This window comes from Jannaschia donghaensis, assembly GCF_001403795.1.
Taxonomy (GTDB): domain Bacteria; phylum Pseudomonadota; class Alphaproteobacteria; order Rhodobacterales; family Rhodobacteraceae; genus Jannaschia; species Jannaschia donghaensis.
Window position 1 is genome coordinate 570,628 of the sequence record NZ_CXSU01000005.1, and the last position, 18,345, is coordinate 588,972.

Annotated in this window: 16 protein-coding genes and 1 other RNA gene; 7 read left to right on the forward strand and 10 right to left on the reverse strand. The window is 64.6% G+C overall.

Features of this window, described 5'->3' with window-relative positions; genetic code table 11:
• Positions 1-32: 32 nt before the first annotated feature.
• A complete protein-coding gene (locus JDO7802_RS03500; RefSeq protein ID WP_055082610.1) occupies positions 33-815 on the reverse strand; it encodes a Bax inhibitor-1/YccA family protein in 783 nt (260 codons plus the stop codon).
• Between the two features lie 247 nt (positions 816-1,062).
• Here JDO7802_RS03500 and JDO7802_RS03505 point away from each other — a divergent pair, with 247 nt between their 5' ends.
• Positions 1,063-1,953 carry a LysR family transcriptional regulator gene (locus tag JDO7802_RS03505; protein WP_055082611.1) on the forward strand — a complete coding sequence of 297 codons (891 nt, stop codon included), beginning with the start codon at positions 1,063-1,065 and terminating at the stop codon, positions 1,951-1,953.
• A gap of 22 nt (positions 1,954-1,975) precedes the next feature.
• Here the strand turns inward: JDO7802_RS03505 and JDO7802_RS03510 are convergent, their stop codons facing one another.
• Positions 1,976-2,935, reverse strand: coding sequence for an NADPH:quinone oxidoreductase family protein (locus tag JDO7802_RS03510; RefSeq protein ID WP_055082613.1), 960 nt, complete (start codon positions 2,933-2,935; stop codon positions 1,976-1,978).
• 304 nt (positions 2,936-3,239) lie between these two features.
• Between JDO7802_RS03510 and JDO7802_RS03515 the strand changes: the two genes are divergently transcribed.
• The 3 genes from JDO7802_RS03515 to JDO7802_RS03525 are packed head-to-tail and all read left to right on the forward strand — an operon-like array spanning position 3,240 to position 5,754.
• Positions 3,240-3,599, forward strand: a complete 360-nt coding sequence (locus JDO7802_RS03515; protein ID WP_055082616.1) for a helix-turn-helix domain-containing protein — start codon at positions 3,240-3,242, stop codon at positions 3,597-3,599.
• A 48-nt stretch (positions 3,600-3,647) separates the two neighbouring features.
• Positions 3,648-4,436 (forward strand): histidinol-phosphatase, encoded by a 789-nt coding sequence (gene hisN, locus JDO7802_RS03520; protein ID WP_055082617.1) that lies wholly within the window; start codon positions 3,648-3,650, stop codon positions 4,434-4,436.
• Entirely contained in the window at positions 4,429-5,754 is a 1,326-nt protein-coding gene (locus tag JDO7802_RS03525) for an 8-oxoguanine deaminase (RefSeq protein WP_055082620.1), read from the forward strand. The genes hisN and JDO7802_RS03525 overlap by 8 nt, the downstream gene beginning before the upstream one ends.
• Positions 5,755-5,760: 6 nt before the next feature.
• On the opposite strand, the gene JDO7802_RS03530 is transcribed toward JDO7802_RS03525, so the two are convergent.
• The 3 genes from JDO7802_RS03530 to carB all read right to left on the reverse strand — a co-directional run bounded on the left by JDO7802_RS03530 (position 5,761) and on the right by carB (position 10,888).
• Complete coding sequence (locus JDO7802_RS03530) at positions 5,761-6,363, reverse strand: thymidine kinase (RefSeq protein WP_055082622.1); 603 nt, start codon at positions 6,361-6,363, stop codon at positions 5,761-5,763.
• Between the two features lie 6 nt (positions 6,364-6,369).
• Entirely contained in the window at positions 6,370-7,476 is a 1,107-nt protein-coding gene (locus JDO7802_RS03535) for a beta-ketoacyl-ACP synthase III (protein ID WP_055082624.1), read from the reverse strand.
• A 79-nt stretch (positions 7,477-7,555) separates the two neighbouring features.
• Positions 7,556-10,888: a carbamoyl-phosphate synthase large subunit gene (carB, locus tag JDO7802_RS03540; RefSeq protein ID WP_055082626.1), complete on the reverse strand. Its 3,333-nt coding sequence runs from the start codon at positions 10,886-10,888 to the stop codon at positions 7,556-7,558.
• Between the two features lie 153 nt (positions 10,889-11,041).
• Between carB and aspS the strand changes: the two genes are divergently transcribed.
• The 3 genes from aspS to JDO7802_RS03555 are packed head-to-tail and all read left to right on the forward strand — an operon-like array spanning position 11,042 to position 15,544.
• Positions 11,042-12,982, forward strand: a complete 1,941-nt coding sequence (gene aspS, locus JDO7802_RS03545; protein WP_055082629.1) for an aspartate--tRNA ligase — start codon at positions 11,042-11,044, stop codon at positions 12,980-12,982.
• A gap of 53 nt (positions 12,983-13,035) precedes the next feature.
• Positions 13,036-14,382: a DUF1800 domain-containing protein gene (locus JDO7802_RS03550; protein WP_055082631.1), complete on the forward strand. Its 1,347-nt coding sequence runs from the start codon at positions 13,036-13,038 to the stop codon at positions 14,380-14,382.
• A gap of 4 nt (positions 14,383-14,386) precedes the next feature.
• Positions 14,387-15,544: a DUF1501 domain-containing protein gene (locus JDO7802_RS03555; protein ID WP_055082633.1), complete on the forward strand. Its 1,158-nt coding sequence runs from the start codon at positions 14,387-14,389 to the stop codon at positions 15,542-15,544.
• 9 nt (positions 15,545-15,553) lie between these two features.
• On the opposite strand, the gene JDO7802_RS03560 is transcribed toward JDO7802_RS03555, so the two are convergent.
• The 5 genes from JDO7802_RS03560 to JDO7802_RS03575 form a co-directional block, all read right to left on the reverse strand.
• A complete protein-coding gene (locus JDO7802_RS03560) occupies positions 15,554-16,060 on the reverse strand; it encodes a GNAT family N-acetyltransferase (RefSeq protein ID WP_055082635.1) in 507 nt (168 codons plus the stop codon).
• Between the two features lie 400 nt (positions 16,061-16,460).
• Positions 16,461-16,628, reverse strand: a complete 168-nt coding sequence (rpmG, locus tag JDO7802_RS03565) for a 50S ribosomal protein L33 (protein ID WP_055082637.1) — start codon at positions 16,626-16,628, stop codon at positions 16,461-16,463.
• Between the two features lie 105 nt (positions 16,629-16,733).
• Positions 16,734-17,030 (reverse strand): PAS domain-containing protein, encoded by a 297-nt coding sequence (locus tag JDO7802_RS03570; protein WP_144430496.1) that lies wholly within the window; start codon positions 17,028-17,030, stop codon positions 16,734-16,736.
• A 215-nt stretch (positions 17,031-17,245) separates the two neighbouring features.
• Positions 17,246-17,624, reverse strand: an RNA gene (gene rnpB, locus JDO7802_RS04330) — RNase P RNA component class A.
• A 51-nt stretch (positions 17,625-17,675) separates the two neighbouring features.
• Positions 17,676-18,290: an N-acetylmuramoyl-L-alanine amidase gene (locus JDO7802_RS03575; RefSeq protein WP_245624097.1), complete on the reverse strand. Its 615-nt coding sequence runs from the start codon at positions 18,288-18,290 to the stop codon at positions 17,676-17,678.
• Positions 18,291-18,345 lie beyond the last annotated feature (55 nt).

Sequence of the window (18,345 nt, forward strand, 5' to 3'; positions counted from 1 at the left end):
AGGACGGCCCGATTACGGTCATGTCATCTGCTTTATTCGCGGTTGCCCATGAACTGCAGCAGGAACATGAACATGTTGATGAAGTCGAGGTAGAGGCTCAGCGCGCCCATGATGGCAGCCTTGCCCAGCCATTCGCTGTCGGCGTGAACGGCGTGCTGCAGGTACTCGGTCTTGATCTTCTGCGTATCGTAGGCCGTCAGACCAGCGAAGATCAGGACGCCGAGCGCCGAGATCGCCATGCCCAGCGGACCGGACTGGATGAACAGGTTGACGATCATCGCGACGATCAGGCCAATCACACCCATGATCAGGAAGGTGCCCATGGCGGACAGGTCCTTCTTGGTCGTGTAGCCATAGAGCGACAGACCCGCGAAGGCGATCGACGTCACGAGGAACGTCTGCGCGATCGATGTGCCGGTGAACACCAGGAAGATCGAGCTGATCGAGATGCCCATGACGGCGGCAAAGGCGTAGAACACGACCTGCGCTGTCGCGGCGGACATCTTGTTGATCATCGCGGAAAAACCGAAGACGAAGGCCAGCGGCGCGAACATCACGACCCACTTCAGGGGCGACGCGTAAAGCGCATAGCCCAGATCGGTCAGATATTTGTCGGCCGAAAGCTGTGCCACGCCGACACCGGCGTCGGTCGTCACGGCCAAACCGGACAGGGCCCAGGCGGCGGCGAAGGTAATCAGCATGCCCACGGACATCGTGCCGTAGACTTTGTTCATATGGGCGCGCAGACCCTGGTCGATCTCTGCGGCGCGGGCGCCGGAAATCGCACCTGTCTGCAGGGCGTCGAATTGTGCCATTTGGCTCCTCCAGGAGATCATATGTTCGGATGGGACGCGGAATGCCTCCCTTGGGTTGGAATATCGGGGGTGTCGCCGTCTATTTCAAGTTGTCATTGTGATGCTTTGAAGGCTTTTCGATTGATATTCGCTATCGAAAGCACCGTCTTCCTCTATGATCCCATCGCTTTTCGTGAACTCCGCCATCAAAGCATTCAATTTCCGCAGGGAAGCTGGGGCTGCTAGACTGACGGGGAAGGGACATCCCATGGCCAGAAATATCGACACGACCGCCCTGCGCGCCTTTGCCACCGTCGCCGCGACCGGCGGCGTGACACGGGCCGCCGCCTTGTTGCACCTGACGCAATCGGCGGTGTCGATGCAGGTCAAACGGTTGGAGGAGGCTTTGGATGCGCGGCTTCTGGACCGGACGGGCCGGGGCGTGACACTGACCGCCGAAGGGGAGCAGGTGCTGGCCTACGCGCGCCGGATGCTGACGCTGAATGACGAACTGCTGGACCGGATGCGCGACAGCGGGCCGGCGGGCGAAATCCGGCTGGGCGTGCCCCATGACATCGTGCCGCGCTGCATCCCCGCGATCCTGCGGGCCTTTGCCGCCGATTATCCCCGCGTCCGTCTGACCCTGATTTCAAGTGTGACGTCCAAGTTGAAGGCGGAATTCGCGCAAGGCGGCTGCGATGTCATCCTGACGACGGAAACGGTTCCGGGTCCGGGCGGCGAGGAAGTGGTCCGCCTGCCGCTGATCTGGGTCGGGGCCGAAGGCGGGACGATGTGGCAACAGCGGCCCCTGCGCCTGGCCTTCAACGAAGATTGCGTGTTCCGCACCATGGCGCAGGACGCGTTGAATGCCGCCGACATTCCCTGGGACATGGCGATGACCGCCGACAGCAGCCGCGCCGTCGACGCCACCGTCAGCGCCGATCTGGCCTGTCACGTCGTCATCGACGGTTTTGACACCCTGGAAATGGCGCCCATTGCGCACGGGGGCACCTTGCCGGACGTCGGAGAGCAGGGGATCGCCATGTACGTGTTGCCCGGACCTGCGGATGCGGCCCGCGACCGCCTTTTGGAGATCATCCGCGACACCTACGGCGCGCTTGCGGCACGACCGTCGCGGCCGGTCCTGGTCAGCGGATAGCCGGCCGGTCGGGCACCTGGGCCTAGGGTGTGATGACGACCTTGCCGGTCGATTTGCGACTGCGCAGAAGCTCCAGTCCTTCCTCGACGCGGGCAAGCGGCAGGACGTGGCTGATGTGCGGCGCGATCTCTCCGGCTTCGTACATCGCGAAAAGGGCTGCGATGCTGTCGGTGACGGGCCTGGGGTCGAAATCCATATAACCCCCCCAGTAGAAGCCGATCAGGTCGACGTTTTTGACCAGCAGGTGATTGGCTGCAAAGGCGGGAACGTCGCCGCTGGCGAACCCGATGACCAGGTATCGACCGCCGGGATTTGTCGCGCGGAAGGCGGCCTTTGCAGCCGCCCCTCCGACGGCGTCATAAACCACGTCCGCCCCGCCCAATGCCTTGAGGCGATCGCGCAGGTCGGGGGCTTCGGCGTCGACGGTGTGATGTGCCCCGTGGTCGCGCGCCACGGCCAACTTGTCCGCCCCACGCGCGACGGCGACCACCTCCGCCCCCATCCGCGCGCCCAGTTCGACCGCCGTCAGACCCACGCCGCCCGCAGCCCCCAGCACGACCAGGCGTTCACCGGGACGCAGCCGGGCGCGGTGCGTCAGCGCCAGATGACTTGTCGACCAGGCGACGATGAATCCGGCGGCGATATCCGACGGCATGGTATCCGGCACGGGCACAAGGCGGTTCGCGGGAAACACGCCGTGATCGGCCAGACCGCCCTGTCCGCCGAACACCGCGACGCGGGTTCCGATGGCAGGCGCGTCGGTATCGGGACCGTGGGCTGTGATGCGGCCGCAAACCTCCAGCCCCGGAACGAAGGGCGTCGGCGGCGTGGCCTGATAGGTTCCTTTGACCATAAGCAGATCGGCGAAGTTCAATCCGGTCGCCTCTATGGCGATCTGAACCTGCCCCGAATCAGCCTGGGGAAGAGGAAGATCATCCCGGAGTGTGGCCTGTTCGGGCCCAATTACAACGTATCCGTGCATGTCAGCTCCTCGCTCCGCACGGATAATTCGCAACAACGACCCAAGAAGGGAAGCGAAATCGTGCTGTACGGTGCCCTTGAAAATATCCGCTCAACATCCTGACTGTAAACAATTCTCAACTCCCGAAAGAGTTCGCGGTCACCGGCTCCCCCATCGCAAACCCGGCAGTCTCGCGATGCCGTTTCACGGTTGCCATTGGATGGTCAACTGCCCGACTGTATGAACTTATGGTTGTATCGACACGGTCTCTTGTATGAATTCACCAATTCACGAGAGCGTTCGACGCTCGGGAGGAGCTGAACAGATGAAACATCCCGTCGACGTTCACGTGGGAAAACGCGTCCGCCACCGTCGTTGGATGGTTGGCATGACGCAGCAGCAGCTTGCGGAACAGGTTGGGATCAAGTTTCAGCAGATCCAGAAGTACGAAACCGGTATGAACCGTGTCTCCGCATCCCGCCTGTGGGAAATCGCGGAAGCGCTGGATGTCCCGGTGGATCACTTCTTCGAGGGCCTCAAGGAAGGCACGTCGAGCGTGGAGGGGCAGGATTTCCTGGCCGACAAGGAAGCGATGGAATTGATCCGCGCTTATTATGCCATGCCCGAAAACCAGCGTCGCCGCCTGTTCGATCTGGCGCGCGTGTTATCGGAAAGCGCGGCCTGACCTGCACGCCGACTTGACCGTCTTCCGCCGGAGTGCGACCCCCGACGGATGAAGCGAGACAGACTTGACGACGCGACCTTCGAAGTTGCCCATGCACTGGCGGATGCTGCGCGTGTGGCGACCTTGAAGCATTTTCGCACCCCGCTTTCCGTGGACAGCAAGACGTCCGATTTCGACCCCGTCACCATTGCCGACCGCGAAGCCGAAGCCGCGATGCGCGCCATCCTGGCCCAGCGGCGACCCGACGACGGCATTCTGGGCGAGGAGGGGGACGCGATCACCGGGACCAGCGGTCTGACCTGGGTGCTGGACCCGATCGACGGGACCCGCGGTTTCATTTCCGGCACGCCGACCTGGGGGGTGCTGATCGCCTTGCGCGACGCGGGCGGGCCGTTCTTGGGCATCATCGATCAGCCGTACATCGCAGAACGTTTCGTTGGCGGGTCCGGGTTCGCGCGCTGGACGCGCGGGGATCAGTCGCGCGACCTCTCGGTCAGCGCCGTCACCGATCTGGAACAAGCCACGATCCTCACGACCTTTCCCGAAGTCGGCACGACGGCGCAGGGCGACGCCTTCCGCCGCGTCGCGTCGCGATGTCGGCTGACGCGCTATGGCATGGATTGCTATGCCTACGCCCTGCTGGCCGCGGGCCATGTCGATCTGGTGATCGAGGCGGGGTTGCAACCCTACGACATTGCAGCCCCCATCGCGGTCGTGCAGGGCGCGGGCGGAATCGTCACCGATTGGCAGGGCGGGCCCGCACATGACGGGGGCACCTGCATCGCCGCCGCGACCCCGGCGCTGCACGCGCGGGCGCTGGATCTGCTAAATGGCTGAAATCCTGATCCGGGGGGCCGCCGACGTTTTGACGATGGGGTCACAGGCCCCCGGGCCCGACATCCTGATCCGGGACGGCGTGATCGCCGTAATGGGGACGGGTCTTGCGACCGACGGTACGGTGATCGACGCGGCGGGGTGTCTGGTGACGCCAGGCCTCGTGAATACGCATCACCATCTCTATCAGACGCTGACCCGCGCGGTGCCGGCGGGGCAGGACGCGCTTTTGTTCGGATGGCTTCGGACGCTCTATCCGATCTGGGCGCGGTTCACGCCCGATCATGTCCATGTCGCCACGCAGATCGGGCTGGCAGAGCTGGCGCTTTCGGGGTGCTCCACCTCGTCGGACCATCTGTATATCTTTCCCAACGGCGTGCGGTTGGAGGATACGATCCACGCGGCCGCCGAAGTCGGTCTGCGGTTTCATCCGACGCGCGGGGCCATGTCCATCGGGGAGAGCGCCGGTGGTTTGCCGCCGGATGCTTTGGTCGAAGGTGAGCGCGCGATCCTCGACGACTGCATTCGCGTCATCGACGCCTTCCACGATCCGTCAGACGGGTCGATGTGCCGTGTCGGTATCGCGCCCTGTTCGCCGTTTTCCGTCAGTCGCGACCTGATGCGCGACGCTGCCCTGCTGGCGCGCGACAAAGGCGTGATGCTGCATACCCATCTGGCCGAAAACAAAGAGGACGTGGCGTTTTCGCTGGCGACCTTCGGGTGCCGTCCCGGTCAATACGCGGAAGACCTGGGGTGGACCGGGCCGGACGTCTGGCATGCCCATTGCGTCAAATTGGATGCTGCGGAAATCGACCTCTTCGCGCGCACTCGGACGGGCGTGGCCCACTGCCCCTGTTCCAACTGCCGCCTGGGGTCGGGCATTGCACCGCTGCGCGACATGCTGGACGCTGGTGTGCCGGTGGGTTTGGGCGTGGACGGGTCGGCGTCGAACGACCGCGCCGATCTTCTGGCCGAGGCGCGGCAGGCGATGCTGCTGCAACGGGTGTCACGCGGCGCGGACGCGATGTCGGCGGTGGAAATCCTGCGCGTGGCGACCAAGGGTGGGGCGCAGGTTCTGGGCCGCGACGACATCGGGACGCTGGCGGTCGGCAAACGCGCAGATATCGCGGTTTGGGACATGGCCGGTCTGGATGGGGCCGGCAGTTGGGATAGGACGGCGCTGGTCCTGGCCGGGCCGCGACGCGTCCGAGATCTGATTGTCGAGGGGCGTCACGTGGTCCGCGACGGGCGGATCACGACGGTCGATCTGCCGCGTTTGATCGCGCGGGCCGAGGGTCTGCTGCGGGGCCTTATGGCCTGACCGCGGTCAGACCGGCGGCTCCGGCGGTACCCGGTCGCCGATCTCCTCGCGAAAGTGCCGGCGGCACAGGCTGACGTAGCGGTCGTTGCCGCCGACCTCCACCTGCGCGCCTTCCCACAGGGCCTTGCCGTCCGCACCGCGGCGGATGACCATCGTCGCCTTGCGCCCGCAATAGCAGATTGTCCGCACCTCTCGCAGATCGTCAGCCAGCGCCAGAAGAGCGGCCGAGCCGGGGAACAATTCGCCGCGAAAATCCACCCGCAGACCATAGGCCATGACCGGAATGCCCAGGTCATCGACCGCGCGGGCCAGTTGCCAGACCTGTTCACGCGACAGCCATTGCGCTTCGTCCAGAAAGACGCAGGCGCAGGGCCGGGCGGCAAGGCGCGCTTCGATCATCGCGTAGAGGTCGGTCGTGGCGGCATAGGTATCCGCGTCGGTCCCTATGCCGATCCGACTGGCGATGCGCCCCGATCCGGCGCGATCGTCGAAGTTCGCCGTGAGCAGATAGGTCTGCATGCCCCGTTCATTGTAGTTGTAGGCGGCCTGAAGCAGCAGCGTGCTCTTGCCCGCATTCATCGTGGAATAGTGGAAGTAGAGTTTGGCCATCGTCCGTCAGACCCGCGTGACGATGACCGATCCGACGGAATAGCCGGCGCCGAACGAACAGATCAATCCGGTATCGCCGGGGATCAGATCGTCCGAATATTTCGCAAAAGCGATGATCGACCCCGCCGACGATGTGTTGGCATAGTCCTGCAGGATGTTCGGCTGCTCCCCCGGTTCGGGGTCGCGGCCCAACACGCGCTTGCCGATGTAGTCGTTCATCGCCTTGTTCGCCTGATGCAGCCAGAGGCGTTTCAGATCGTCTGCCGTGACGCCTTCGTCGGCCATGTGGTCGGCGATGTGACGGGACACCAGCGGGAGGACTTCCTTGAAGACCTTGCGCCCGTTCTGAACGAATTGCATGTCGCGGCGGTCGTCCATCGCGTCGCGGGTGCGGCGCAGGAAGCCGTCGTTGTTGCGGATATTGTTGGAAAACTGCGTCGCGCAGCGGGTGGAGCGGATGACGAAATGATCGCCCTGCGCCAGATCCGCCGCCTCCAGAACGACGGCTGTGCAGACGTCGCCGAAGATAAAGTGACAGTCGCGGTCGCGCCATTCCAAATGGGCCGAGCAGATTTCCGGGTTCACCACGATGGCCCGCCGGATAGAGCCGGATCGGATCATGTCTGCCGCCGCCTGGATGCCGAACGTCGCCGACGAACAGGCGACATTCATGTCGAAGGCAAAGCCGGAGGTGCCCAGAAGCTGCTGAATCTCGATCGCGATCGCAGGGTAAGCGCGTTCATGGTTCGACGCGGCACAGATCACGGCGTCGATCTGTCCGGCGTCGATCCCCGCTTGGGCCAGCGCATCGGTGCAGGCCGTCACGGCCATTTCCGCCATCTGCCCGGGGGCACCGTCGTCGCGCGGCACAAGGCGCGGATACATCCGGTCGGGGTCCAGCACGCCGGCTTTGTCGAGCACGAAACGCTGCTCGATCCCGCTGGCGGATTTGATGAAATCCGCGCTGGATTGGGGGATTTGCGGGTCTGCACCTGCCGCGTTCTGCCGGTCGGCATAGGCGTTGAACGCGACGACAAGCTCGTCATTCGTGATGACCTGCGACGGGGTGAAGACGCCGGATCCGGTGATCGCGGCGCGGGTTTGACTGGACATCACGACCTCCTTTTGCGGGGTTGGGAAGATGTGCCGGGCGCGGGTGCCGGGGTCAAGGCGGTGACCCGCAGACCACGCTTCACTGCAGGGATCGGACCTCGACGTCCCCTTCCACCTGCGCCTGCATGGCAAGGGCGGCGGCATGGGACCCGGACAGGGTGGTGAAATACGGAATGCGGTCCATTAGGGCGACATTGCGCATGGACCGCGAATCCTCGACCGCCTGCGCGCCTTCGGTCGTGTTCATGACAAGCGCGATCTCACCGTCCTTCATGACGTCGACGATGGTGCGCCCGCCTTCATAGGCTTTGTTGACGTGGCGGCTTTCGATGCCGTGACGGGCCAGGAACTCGGCCGTGCCGGACGTGGCGAGGATGGCGAAGCCCAGATCGATAAGGATCGACGCGGTTTCCGCCAGTTGCGCGGTCTTGTCCGCTTCCTTGATCGACAGAAAGACGGTGCCGCCATCCGGCAGCGTCACGCCCGCGCCCAACTGCGCCTTGAGGAAGGCGCGCGCAAAGCTGCGATCCCACCCCATGACCTCGCCGGTGGAGCGCATTTCCGGGCCCAAAAGCGTGTCTACACCGGGGAAGCGCGCAAAAGGCAGCACCGCCTCCTTGACCGAGAACCAGGGCGTGTCCGGATGCGACAGCATCATCGTGTCGCCCATCGGCACGTGCGCGATGGCAGCGTCGGCGGGGTAGGGGTCACGCAGCGGGAAATTCGACAACGGCTCCCCCGCCATCAGGCGGGCGGCGATGCTGGCGATCGCACTGTCGATGGCCTTGGCGACGAAGGGCACGGTGCGCGACGCGCGGGGGTTCACCTCGATCAGATAGACCTCCGGCCCCGCCGCTTCTTCCTTTACGGCGAATTGCACGTTCATCAGGCCGACGACACGCAACGCTCGGGCCAGCGCGACCGTCTGTTCGCGGATGGTGTTGATGACGTCCTGGCTTAGCGTGTGCGGCGGCAGGCAACAGGCGGAATCGCCCGAATGGACGCCGGCCTCCTCGATATGCTGCATGATGCCCGCGACATGGACATTCTCCCCGTCGGACAGGGCATCGACGTCGACCTCAATCGCGCCCGACAGATATCCATCCAGCAGGACCGGGCTGTCGCCCGACACCACGACGGCATCCCGAATATAGCGTTCCAACTGCGCGGTATCGCGCACGATCTCCATCGCGCGACCGCCCAGGACGTAGGAGGGACGGATGACCAGCGGATAGCCAAGGTCTTCGGCCACCAGACGGGCTTCGGCATCGGAATGGGCGATGGCGTTCTTGGGCTGCTTGAGGCCCAGTTGTTCGACCAGGGCCGAGAAACGTTCCCGATCTTCGGCCAGGTCGATGGCGTCGGGTGTCGTGCCCAGGATGGGGATGCCCGCATCGTGTAGCGCATTGGCCAGCTTCAGGGGTGTCTGCCCCCCGAACTGTACGATCACGCCGTGCAGCGTGCCGTTTTCCTGCTCGACGCGCAGGATTTCCATCACGTGTTCGAAGGTCAGAGGCTCGAAATACAATCGGTCGGAGGTGTCGTAATCCGTGCTCACCGTCTCCGGGTTGCAGTTGACCATGATCGTCTCATAGCCCTGCTCGCTGAGCGCGAAGCAGGCGTGGCAGCAGCAGTAATCGAACTCAATCCCCTGGCCGATGCGATTGGGGCCGCCGCCAAGGATGACGACCTTCTTGGCATCCGTTGGCCGGGATTCGCATTCCGCCTCGCCCATGACGGGGGTCTCGTAGGTGGAATACATGTAAGGTGTCTGCGCCTCGAACTCGGCAGCGCAGGTGTCGATACGTTTGAATTGTGCAACCACGCCGAGGTTCTGGCGGGCGCGGCGGACATTGTCCTCGGTCCGGCCGGTCAGTTTGGCAAGGCGCGCATCGGTAAAGCCATAGGTCTTGAGGCGGCGCAGCGGGGCCTCCTCCACCGGGAGGCCGTTCTTCTTCACGTCGGCTTCCAAGTCCATGATTTCCCTGATGCGGGCCAAGAACCAAGGGTCGAAGGATGTCACGGCCTGGATGTCTTCGTTCGACAGGCCATGACGCATTGCCTGCGCGATGACGCGGATGCGGTCCGGGGTCTGTTTGCCCAAGGCCGCCTTGATCGCCGCCGGATCGTCCGAAAGTTCGATTTCGTCGAACCCGGTCAGCCCCGTCTCCATGGACGCCAGCGCCTTTTGCATGGATTCATGGAAGGTGCGGCCGATGGCCATGACCTCGCCTACCGATTTCATGGCGGTGGTCAGGTTCGGCTCCGACCCTGGAAACTTTTCAAAAGCGAACCTGGGGATTTTGGTTACGACATAATCTATGGTCGGCTCGAACGACGCGGGTGTCACTTTCGTGATGTCGTTGTCCAATTCGTCCAACGTATATCCAACGGCCAGCTTTGCCGCGATCTTGGCGATGGGGAACCCGGTGGCCTTGGACGCCAGCGCCGACGATCGGGACACGCGGGGGTTCATCTCAATCACGACCATGCGCCCATCGGCGGGGTTCACGGCCCACTGCACGTTCGACCCGCCCGTCTCCACGCCGATTTCGCGCAGCACGTTGATGCTGTGCGTGCGCATGATCTGGTATTCCTTGTCCGTCAGGGTCAGCGCGGGGGCGACGGTGATACTGTCGCCAGTGTGAACACCCATCGGATCCACGTTTTCGATGGCGCAGACGATGATCGCGTTGTCGGCGGTGTCGCGCACCACCTCCATCTCGAATTCCTTCCACCCCAGAAGGCTCTCGTCGACCAGGATCTGCGCCATCGGCGACGCTTCCAGCCCGGTGCGGCAGATGCGTTCGTAATCCGCGCGATTGTAGGCCACGCCGCCTCCTGTGCCGCCCAACGTGAATGCGGGCCGGATGATCGCCGGCAGGCCGACATGTTCCAGCGCGTCCATCGCGTCGCCCATGGCGGCGGAGATGTCGAATTTGCCGTTCTCCTTTTTGGGGGCGGCAATGATCACGGCCTTCGGGTTTTCGATGCCCAGCCGGTCCATCGCCTCCCGGAACAGCTTGCGGTCTTCTGCCATCTCGATCGCGGCGCGCTTGGCCCCGATCAGTTCCACCCCGAACTTCTTCAACACGCCCATGTCGTCCAGCGCCAGCGACGTGTTCAGCCCGGTCTGGCCGCCCATCGTCGGCAGAAGGGCGTCGGGCCGCTCCTTTTCGATGATCTTGGCGACGACCTCGGGCGTAATCGGCTCGATATAGGTGGCGTCGGCCATGTTGGGGTCCGTCATGATCGTGGCCGGGTTCGAGTTGACCAGGATGACGCGGTAGCCTTCTTCGCGCAGCGCCTTGCAGGCCTGGGCACCGGAGTAATCGAATTCGCAGGCCTGCCCGATCACGATGGGACCCGCGCCGATGATCATGATCGACTTGATGTCGGTACGCTTGGGCATCGGAGCCTCCGGGGCATGTGTTGGCAAACGTGCGCGGTTTAGGGCGCGGGGGGCACGGGTGCAAGGGCGCGCGGGCGTCGCAGCAGGTTGACAGCCGGCAAGGGGGCGTGTTGATCGGGCCAACGCCCGAAACTGCCTTGCCGGAGACCCATCATGCACGCCTTTCGCACCCACACCTGCGCCGGTCTGACGCGCGATAACGTGGGCGATACGGTCCGCCTGTCGGGCTGGGTCCACCGCATCCGTGATCACGGCGGCATCCTGTTCGTCGATCTGCGCGACCATTACGGCATGACGCAGGTCCTGTGCGACCCCGACAGCCCGGTCTTCGCGCAGATGGAGAAGGTGCGGTCCGAATGGTGCATCCGCATCGACGGCACGGTGAAGGCGCGCGACGAAGGGTTGGTCAACGACAAGATCCCCACCGGCGAGATCGAGGTCTTCGTGCGCGACATGGAAGTGTTGGGGGCCGCGGACGAGCTGCCGCTGATGGTGTTCGGCGATCAGGAATACCCCGAGGAGACGCGCCTGAAATATCGCTTCCTCGACCTGCGGCGCCAGCAGATGCAGGAAAACATGATCCTGCGGTCCAACGTGGTGCGCTCCATCCGCAACCGGATGTGGGACAAGGGGTTCAACGAATTTCAGACGCCGATCATCACCGCGTCGTCGCCCGAAGGCGCGCGCGACTTCGTCGTGCCGTCGCGTCTGCATCCTGGCCGCGTCTACGCTCTGCCGCAGGCCCCGCAGCAGTTTAAACAGCTGCTCATGGTGTCGGGGTTCGATAAGTACTTTCAGATCGCGCCCTGCTTTCGCGACGAAGATCCCCGTGCCGACCGGTCCCCGACCGACTTCTACCAGCTCGACATGGAGATGAGCTTCGTCTCGCAACAGGATGTGTTCGATACGATTCAGCCAGTGATTGGGGGTCTGTTCGAGGAGTTCGGTGGCGGCAAGACGGTCGATACGGACTGGCCGCTGATTTCCTACGCCGATGCGGCGTTGATGTTCGGAACGGACAAGCCCGACCTGCGCAACCCGATCCGGATGCAGCGCGTGTCCGAGCATTTCCGCGGCTCCGGCTTTGCCATCTTCGCCAACCTGCTGGGAAAGGACGGCACCGAGATCCGCGCCATTCCCGCGCCCAAGGGTGGCTCGCGCAAGTTCTGCGACCGGATGAACAAGTTCGCGCAGGAGCAGGGTCTGCCGGGTATGGGGTATATCTTCTGGCGGGAGGAAGAGGTGCCAGATGAAGCCCGTTACGATTCCGGCCATCCTCTTTTCCAAATTTGGTTTTCACAACTAGAAGAGTTGATTGATCGCGCCCCTGAAACTCTTTCTGAAGAACAGCGAGATTTTTTGGCTAGGCCGCTACCTAAGTCCATCGATGAAGTTCCTTTCAACACTCCGCGCTACTATGCAGGGGCCGGTCCGCTGGCCAAGAACATAGGACCCGAGCGGACTGAGGCCCTGCGGAAAGAACTAGGCCTGGAGGTCGGCGATGCCGCCTTCTTCCTTGGCGGCAAGCCATCGGAGTTCGAGGCCGTTGCGGGGCGGGCACGCACCGTTATCGGTGACGAGCTTGGCTTGACGGATCAGGACCGCTTCGCCTTCGCATGGATTGTCGATTTCCCGATGTACGAGAAGGACGACGACGGCAAGATCGACTTCAGCCACAACCCATTCTCCATGCCCCAAGGCGGAATGGCCGCGCTGGAAGGCGACCCGTTGGAGGCTCTGGGCTATCAGTACGATCTGGCCTGCAACGGCTACGAGCTGATTTCCGGCGCGATCCGGAACCACCGCCCCGAGATCATGTTCAAGGCATTCGAGCTGGCCGGATATGGTAAGGACGAGGTCGAGAAGCGCTTCGGCGGCATGGTCAAGGCGTTCCAGTATGGTGCCCCGCCCCACGGTGGCTGTGCTGCGGGCATCGACCGCATCGTGATGCTGCTGGCCGAGGAGGCAAACATCCGCGAGGTCATCCTGTTCCCGATGAACCAGCGGGCCGAAGACCTGATGATGGGTGCCCCGAGTGAGCCTGTGTCCGGCCAGCTGATGGAACTGGGCCTGCGGGTCGCGCCGAAGGACTGATCGCGCGCACCGTCGCCCTGTGAAACGGGCGGCGGTGGTCTTATATCCGGGGCATGAAATCGACTCTTGCCGCCATCAGGTTCGGAACCGGGCTTTCCCCTGACCACGCGCCCCCCGCCGGGGCCGCGGCGATCCTCGCCGATCTGGACGGGCCCGATACCGCGGCCGCGACCTTTGCGATCGTACCGTGGTCGGCGCGCATGGCGACAATCCAGGATTTCGGGCGTCGACGCCGGGAACGCCGGGACGGCGATGCGCAGATGGAGGCCTTTCGCGTGGTGAACCGTCGGCTGTCCGATGGATACCACCGGGACCTTATGCAGACATTGCGCCGCGCCGCCACGGCCCCGGTCGGATTCCGGGACCGTCTGGCGTGGTTCTGGGCGGGGCATTTTGCCGTGGCCGACGGCGCGGGTCATCTGCGGCGCAGCGTCGGGTCGTACCACGACGGGGCGATCCGCCCCAATGTCTCCGGGCGCTTTGCCGATCTGCTCAGGGCGGCCGTGACGCATCCCGCAATGCTGGCCTATCTGGATCAAAGCCGATCGATCGGCCCGAATTCGCCGCGCGGACGGCGGGGTGGGGGTGTGAATGAAAACCTGGCGCGCGAGGTGCTGGAACTGCACACTCTCGGCGTGGACGGCGGATACGATCAGACCGATGTCCGACAACTGTCGGAGCTTCTGACCGGGCTGGGCATCGACCGAAACGGCAAAACGACCTTCCGCGCGAGTTTCGTGGAGCCGGGGTCGGAGACGGTGATGGGCCGCGCCTACGGCGGGGATACGCCGAACCGGCACGACATTGCGGAGGTGCTGGAGGATCTGTCGGTACACCCGGCGACGGCGCGGCACCTGTCGCGCAAGCTGGCGGTGCATTTCATCGCCGATGTGCCTCCAGCCGATATGGTCGAGGCGATGGCCGCAACCTGGGCGCGGACGGGCGGGATGCTGCGCGCCGTCTATGCCACGATGCTGGATCATCCGGCGGCATGGGACCCGGAGCTGCGCAAGGCGCGAAAGCCGCTCGACATGGTCGCGGCGGCGCTGCGCGCGACGGGCAGCGCGGGGCGTCTGTCGGATCAACCGATGAAATTCGTGCGCGATAACCTGACGTCCCCGCTGGAACGGATGGGGCAGCCTTGGCTGCGCCCGCCCGGTCCCGACGGTTGGCCCGAGGAGGCGGCGGCCTGGATCACGCCGCAGGGGCTGGCCGCGCGGCTGGATTGGATCACCGATTTTGTCGGATGGCTGGACCCCGTGCCAGACCCGCGCGCCTTCGTCGATACGGCGCTTGGTCCGCTGGCCGGACCGCGCACGCGGTTCGCGGCGGATGCAGCCGAAGATCGTGCGGCGGGGGTCGGCTTGATCCTCGCCTCTCCGAACTTTCAGCGAAGGTAGAACCATGGCCGGATTGAACAGACGCGACGTTCTGACGATGCTGGGGTGCTCGGCCGCCGCCTGGCCGCTGACGACGCCGATGGCTTTTGCCGCACTGCCGTCCGACAATCGACTGGTGGTCGTGGTCCTGCGCGGGGCGATGGACGGGATGGATGCGTTGCGTCCCTACGGCGATCCGCATCTGGCGACGTTGCGACCGGACTTCGCGCTCGGGCCGCAAAGTGGTGCGACGGATCTGACAGGCTTTCACGCGTTGCATCCCGGTCTCGGCCCGCTTCTGCCGCTTTGGCGCGCGGGTGATCTGGGCTTCGTGCAGGCCGTCAGCACGCCATACCGCAGCGGGCGCAGTCATTTCGACGGACAGGACATTCTGGAGGCGGGGACGGCCGGCGATGTGCCACCGCTGCGCGGGCGCGACGGCTGGTTGAACCGCCTGCTGCCGCTGATCCCCGGCGCGCACGGGCGGACGGCCTTTGCTGTGGGACGCGACGAGATGCTGATTCTGCGCGGACCGGCCAATCATGCCAGCTGGGCCCCCGACGCGCGTCTGGACCTGGCCCCGGCCACGGCCGACCTGTTGCTGCACAGCTATCACGACGATACCCTGTTTCGCGAAAGCGCGGAGACGGCGTTGGGGCTGTCCGGCAGCGTGGCGCAGGTTGCCGGCAAGCGGGGCCAGGAGTTGTTCGCCTTCGCCGCCGGTCAATTGATGCAGGATGCCCGGATCGCGGCCCTGTCGTTGGGCGGCTGGGATTCGCACCGCCAGCAGGAGCGACAATTGCAGCGCGGGTTTACCGCCCTGTCGGCGGGGCTGCTTCGATTGCGCGACGATCTTGGCCCCGTTTGGGACAAGACGATGGTTGTGGTGATGACGGAGTTCGGACGTACGGCGTTCCAGAACGGCACGCAGGGCACCGATCACGGAACGGGCGGGACGATGATCCTGGCCGGCGGAGCGCTCAGGGGGGGAAAGGTCTGGGGCGACTGGCCCGGTCTGGCCGAGGTACAGCTTCTGGACCGCCGCGATCTGATGCCGACGCGCGACGTCCGTGCCTATGCCGCCTGGGCGCTGCACGGGTTGTTCGGGACGGGGCATGCTGCCCTGTCCTCGGTCGTCTTTCCGGGGCTCGACATGGGACCGGACCCCGGATTGATGGCCTGACGCGGCGCGTCAGGCGTAGGCGGGCAGCATCGCTTCCATCTTGACGGCCGGGAAGGTCACGCCGCCGCCGATGTCGGCGTCGACCTCCTGCCGCGCCTTAAAACCCATGCCGGCATAGAACCTGCGCGCCGTCACCGTCGACAGACATTCAAGCCGCGCCAGCCCCGCCGCCTCTGCCTCGGCCATCACGTGGCGCATGATTTGGGCGGCATAGCCCCTTTGAAGATGATCGGGATGGGTCGCGACGTGGCGCACGTGGCCGGTGTCGCTTGCGTTCTTGGCGGTGGGATACCCCCGCGACCAGCCGCCGACGGACACCAGCCGGCCGTCGTCCTCGATCACGTGATAGGTGCCGCTGGCCAGCAGGTCGGGATTGGACTTCGCGATCAGTGGGTGGGCGATTCGCAGGACGTCCTCGGCGTAGTCCCCGCGCAACATGTGCGGATAGACCGCCATGAGCAACTCATCGACCGCCGGTCGGTCGGCCGGGGTCGCCGTTCTAAGCAAGATCGTCATCTGAACCTCCATTCTGGATGGCATCCCGACCGGATCGGCGGGAACGCACGCCCATCTTTGCGAAAGGAAGATTAAATTTAGGTTTAGATTTGACAGAGATAAGGCTTTGGGGACGCATAGCCGCAATGTCGTCCAAGCCGCATCGGCCGGCGCTTTGTCATGCCGGGACGGGGCAGGGGCCGCAAAAGGCCGATACGGCCTTCGATTTCTCGATGCGCCGATGGATGTTTGCACCTACGACGCCGGCAGATTTTCGCCTGCTCTGGCGGTTGCATCCCGAGGGAGAGCGATCGACTGACTTGATGGGCCCCCGATCAGGCGTCCGGACGTGAAAAGGGCCGCTGCGGTCTGCCCGCGCGGCCCTGTCGTCATCTGGTCGGTCGATGGTTCGGGCAGGGCCCTACTTGATCTTCCCTTCCTTGTACTCGACGTGCTTGCGCACAACGGGGTCGTATTTCTTGACGACCATCTTTTCGGTCATCGTGCGCGCGTTCTTCTTGGTCACATAGAAGTGGCCGGTGCCGGCAGAGGAATTCAGCCGAATCTTGATCGTGGTGGGCTTCGCCATCGGGTGTCTCCTGTGGGCGGGCGGAGGGGGCCGGTGGCACCTCCGATTGTCCGGAAGCTGCCTTCTAGCCGTCTCGGAGGGGGTGTCAACCCGAAGGGTCGGCGGTCAGGGACCGGGGGCGAGCCTGATCTGCACCATTCCGTCGATATCCGAGGGGCTCAACGCGACCGTCCGCGACCCGGCCCGCTCATGGATATAGCTGAGATCCAGTTTCAGGCGCATTTCCTCTCCGGCGCGGGCACGGCGAAGCGCGTCCTGCACCGCGGGCCGTTCGGGGGGGTGCCAGAAACTGGTGAGCGCAAGGCCCCGCAGATCGTCCCTAACGGAAAACCCGAGATCTTCGAGAAATCGCGGCGCGGTGGCGGCGATGCAACCGTCGTCCTTGATCAGACCTTTGGGCACGGCATCGCACTCCAACTCGGGGCCGTCCCTTCAGACGGCGGCGGCGCGAAGAATTTGCGCATCGCTCGGGGTATCCGGGTCCACGGCATCACCATCTCCGACATCTGCCCCGACACTCTCGAATAAAGAGTTGAGTCGAATCAGGCTCATGGCAAGGGCGGCCGCGCAGAATCCCCTCTTTTGAGGCGAATTGCGCTTCAAGCCAGGGGCGATTTGCGTGCGGGGGGCCTGTAAGCCGGATTTTGTTCCCCGGATCTCTCCGGTTCGACGACCATTCATCTGGACCGCGAATCGCTTCGCGGCCTCAAGCTGCCAACCCGGACCCCTGGGGCGAAGCGCCTTGCCCGGCCCGAAGGCATGGACGCGGGATCCCTATTCGGCATTGCTCCCGGTGGGGCTTGCCATGCGGGGAACGTTGCCGCCCCCCCGGTGCGCTCTTACCGCACCGTTTCACCCTGGCCCCCGCGAACGGGGGTGGTTTGTTTTCTGTGGCGCTGTCCGTCGGGTTGCCCCGCCCGGGCGTTACCCGGCACCGTCGCTTCGTGGAGTCCGGACTTTCCTCGACCTCGCAGCCGCGGTCGTCCGGCCCCCCGCACGTTTCGCGGGCTATGCGGGGCCGGGACGCGCGTCAATGGGGAGCTTCGGTCAGGCTGGGAAACGAATGGCGAGATCGGAGGCCATGGCTGCATCGATCCCATCCAGAGGTCCGTCGACACCGGGTCGAAAGCGCAGGCGAAACGCGGCAAGCCGGGTCGCATCGTCCACGTCCGATGTCATGCCGAAGGCGCGCAGGTCGTCGTGAAAGGTATCGGTCTTGGCGTCGGCAATCCGGGGCCAGACGGTCAGGCCACGCCGCGCGAAGCGGTGCCAGTCGAACCGGCGGCCGGGGTCGATCTTGCGGCCGGGGGCACAATCGGAATGGCCGATGACGCCCTTTGCCGCGATGCCGTGGCGGTCCATCAGATCGTGCAACAGCGCGTCGAGCACATCCATCTGGGGGGCCGGAAAGGGCGACTGCCCGTCGTTCGACAACTCGATCCCGAGGGAGCGTGAATTTATGTCGTCGGACGCCCCCCAGCGACCCGCCCCGGCATGCCATGCCCGACGATCGTCGGCGACCAGGCGCGCAACGTCGCCACACTCCCCGATCACGTAATGGCACGATACCTCGGTCGCCGGGTCGCACAACCGCTTGATCGCGGGACCCGGCCCGCCCTGCATCGCGGTGTAGTGGATGACGATCAGGTCCGGCGCGGTCACGCCATTGCGGCGCGGACCGTGGTTCGGGCTGGGGCAGTCCCGGATGGACAGCGGC

Coding starts and splice junctions, on each gene's coding strand:
- JDO7802_RS03500 (WP_055082610.1), bottom strand. CDS start 815: ATGGCACAATTCGACGCCCTGCAGACAGGTGCGATTTCCGGCGCCCGC.
- JDO7802_RS03505 (WP_055082611.1), top strand. CDS start 1,063: ATGGCCAGAAATATCGACACGACCGCCCTGCGCGCCTTTGCCACCGTC.
- JDO7802_RS03510 (WP_055082613.1), bottom strand. CDS start 2,935: ATGCACGGATACGTTGTAATTGGGCCCGAACAGGCCACACTCCGGGAT.
- JDO7802_RS03515 (WP_055082616.1), top strand. CDS start 3,240: ATGAAACATCCCGTCGACGTTCACGTGGGAAAACGCGTCCGCCACCGT.
- hisN (WP_055082617.1), top strand. CDS start 3,648: ATGAAGCGAGACAGACTTGACGACGCGACCTTCGAAGTTGCCCATGCA.
- JDO7802_RS03525 (WP_055082620.1), top strand. CDS start 4,429: ATGGCTGAAATCCTGATCCGGGGGGCCGCCGACGTTTTGACGATGGGG.
- JDO7802_RS03530 (WP_055082622.1), bottom strand. CDS start 6,363: ATGGCCAAACTCTACTTCCACTATTCCACGATGAATGCGGGCAAGAGC.
- JDO7802_RS03535 (WP_055082624.1), bottom strand. CDS start 7,476: ATGTCCAGTCAAACCCGCGCCGCGATCACCGGATCCGGCGTCTTCACC.
- carB (WP_055082626.1), bottom strand. CDS start 10,888: ATGCCCAAGCGTACCGACATCAAGTCGATCATGATCATCGGCGCGGGT.
- aspS (WP_055082629.1), top strand. CDS start 11,042: ATGCACGCCTTTCGCACCCACACCTGCGCCGGTCTGACGCGCGATAAC.
- JDO7802_RS03550 (WP_055082631.1), top strand. CDS start 13,036: ATGAAATCGACTCTTGCCGCCATCAGGTTCGGAACCGGGCTTTCCCCT.
- JDO7802_RS03555 (WP_055082633.1), top strand. CDS start 14,387: ATGGCCGGATTGAACAGACGCGACGTTCTGACGATGCTGGGGTGCTCG.
- JDO7802_RS03560 (WP_055082635.1), bottom strand. CDS start 16,060: ATGACGATCTTGCTTAGAACGGCGACCCCGGCCGACCGACCGGCGGTC.
- rpmG (WP_055082637.1), bottom strand. CDS start 16,628: ATGGCGAAGCCCACCACGATCAAGATTCGGCTGAATTCCTCTGCCGGC.